Annotated in this window: 2 protein-coding genes; both read right to left on the minus strand. The window is 66.5% G+C overall.

Annotated features, from left to right (window positions below; translation table 11 throughout):
• Nucleotides 1-998: esterase family protein (locus tag WBF82_RS12765; protein WP_424383387.1), on the minus strand; the 998-nt coding region annotated here is incomplete at its 3' end.
• Nucleotides 999-1,341: 343 nt separating this feature from the next.
• Nucleotides 1,342-2,447 (minus strand): flagellar motor control protein ZomB (gene zomB, locus WBF82_RS12770; protein WP_424383388.1); only part of this gene is annotated, 1,106 nt, incomplete at its 5' end.

The following is a 2,447-nucleotide window of genomic DNA, read 5'->3' on the forward strand; positions in this document are numbered from 1 at the left end:
GGACCCGCGCCCGGAGTCGCACCGAGATGCTGCTGCAGATCGGGCAGCATGGCGTGCAGCTGAGCACCCCAGTACGGCCAGTCGTGCGTGCCGTTGGCGTCGAAGTTGAACACCGCGTTGTGGCCACCGGCCGCGTTGTAGGCGTCCTGCCACTTCATGTTGCTGGTCCGCACGAAACCCTCGAGGAACTTGGCCGGCAGGTTGTCGCCACCGAGTTCCGACGGCTTGCCGTTGCCGCAGTACATCCACACGCGGGTGTTGTTGGCGACGGTCTTGCCGACGTTGAGCAGCGGGTCGTTGCGCTGCCAGGCCGGGTCCTCCTTGGGGCCCCACATGTCCTTGGTCTTGTAGCCGCCGGCGTCACCCATCGCCAGGCCGATCAGCGACGGCCCCATGCCCTGGGAGGGGTCCATCAGGCCGGAGAACGAGCCGACCTCGATGAACTGGTCCGGGTGGTAGTTCGCCAAGTTCAGCGACGATGCACCGGCCATCGACAGACCGACGGCCGCGCCGCCGGTCGGCTTGACCTGCTTGTTGGCCTGCAGGTACTGCGGCAGCTCGCTGGTCAGGAAGGTCTCCCACTTGTAGGTGGAGCAACCGGCCTTACCGCAGGCCGGGCTGTACCAGTCGGTGTACCAGCTGGACTGCCCGCCCACCGGCATCACAACCGAAAGGCCGGACTGGTTGTACCACTCGAAGGCGGGGGTGTTGATGTCCCAGCCGTTGAAGTCGTCCTGGGCGCGAAGGCCGTCGAGCAGGTACACGGCCGGTGAGTTGGCGCCGCCGCTCTGGAACTGGACCTTGATGTTGCGACCCATCGCCGCGGACGGAACCTGCAGGTACTCGACGGGCAGACCGGGCCGGGAGAACGCTCCCGCGGTCGCGGTGTTACCCACGACGCCGATCAGACCCGGCAGCAGGGCCGCAGCGGCGACCCCTATCGCGAGTCGGCGCGGCATCCTTTTTGACGCGCCGCGAAACCTGTCAACAAGCCTCATTCTTGCTTCCTCATTCGTTGTCGGGCCCACAGCTGTGGGTCGGACTGCATGCCCTGATACGCAACCGGGCAGGAGTGCCCGTGTAGTCAACCACATCTTTGGGGGTGCCTTCTCCTCAGCGGAGGTCCCATCCCGGGCCCCACGCCGCGGCCAGGCCCGCTCAATTCGGCTGCGGATCACCACGCTGTGAATGTGCCGACGAGCGGTCGCACGCCGGTAAGAATACATATGCCGGGTTGCTGCGCGCCGGTCGGGGCGGTTGCTGCGGCGATCGCGGCACGCCGAAGCAAAGTTGTTGAAAAATTCTCTTTCCGGACCCTGCCCGAAGCGAAATTCCGGCCGATTAGGGCCCGGTGGCCGGCATGCCGGTGTACGGGACACCGCCGGTTTCGGGCACCGCCAATCCGCACCTGATGAGTTCATAACGTGGAACCCGGTCGATTCGATACTGGGTGAACTCATAGGAATGCAGCAGGTTCGACACAAACCGGTGCAAACCCATCGGAGCGCGCACCGAATTCAGCATCGCCTGGGTCGCCGGGCACTTCAGGGCCGCCTCGGCTTGGGCCACCCACTGCGCGTCGAGGTAGCCCGGAACGCCCGGATACCACTTCACCCAGGGCCCGTCGGCGATCACCCAATCCGGGAAGAGGTTCTTGTCGTGGCCGATCCGGCCGTGCTGCAGCCGGGCGGTGTGAGCGGCCAGCGGGTTGGCCAATCCGATCTGGTCGATCACCCGGACGTCCAGCCCGACGTTCATGCCCACCATGCCGAGGTTGGTGAAAAACACTGTGTACGGGCCCTTTTGGGCCGGGCTAGCATCGTGAGGCGGGCCGGGCGGCGGTGATTTCGGCCCGACGGGCGGGACCAGATCCCACTGATCGTAATTGCCGGATGGCAGCAGCAAAGCTCCCTCCGGAGTGTTGTTGAGCGCCACCAGCACCGCGCGCATCCGCGGGTAATCCAGGTAGTCAGCCGCCGTCAGCGGATGGGCGTGACCCGTCGCCTGCGCGTAGAAGCGCCGCTCGTCCACGATGCCGGAGTAGGTGACCCGGGTGGCGTCGTCGCCCATTCCGGGCGAATTCGCCGCCCACAGCGACCATCCCGCAATCGCCATCCACAGCGCACTCACCGCGCCGGCCAACCAGTAACCGGCCTCCCGGGACAGCCCGGTGCCATCGGGAAACACCACGGGCACCACCGCAACGGGCGCGAGCAAACAGAACACCGGTGTCAGCAGCACCCGGCCATGCATGAAATCGCCGCCCTGCCGAATCCAGTACAGCGCCTGCAGCAGCCCGCTGACGAGGATGAATACCACTACGGCCGTTGGGCTTTGCACCGACCGGGCCAGCGGCCCGTGCGCCGGTACGGGGGTATGACGACTCCACCAGGGTCGGCTGCCGCCGCCCAGCAGCACCAGGGCCAGCGCCGCCAGCAGCATCGCCG

The organism is Mycobacterium sp. (genome assembly GCF_049673265.1).
GTDB lineage: Bacteria > Actinomycetota > Actinomycetes > Mycobacteriales > Mycobacteriaceae > Mycobacterium.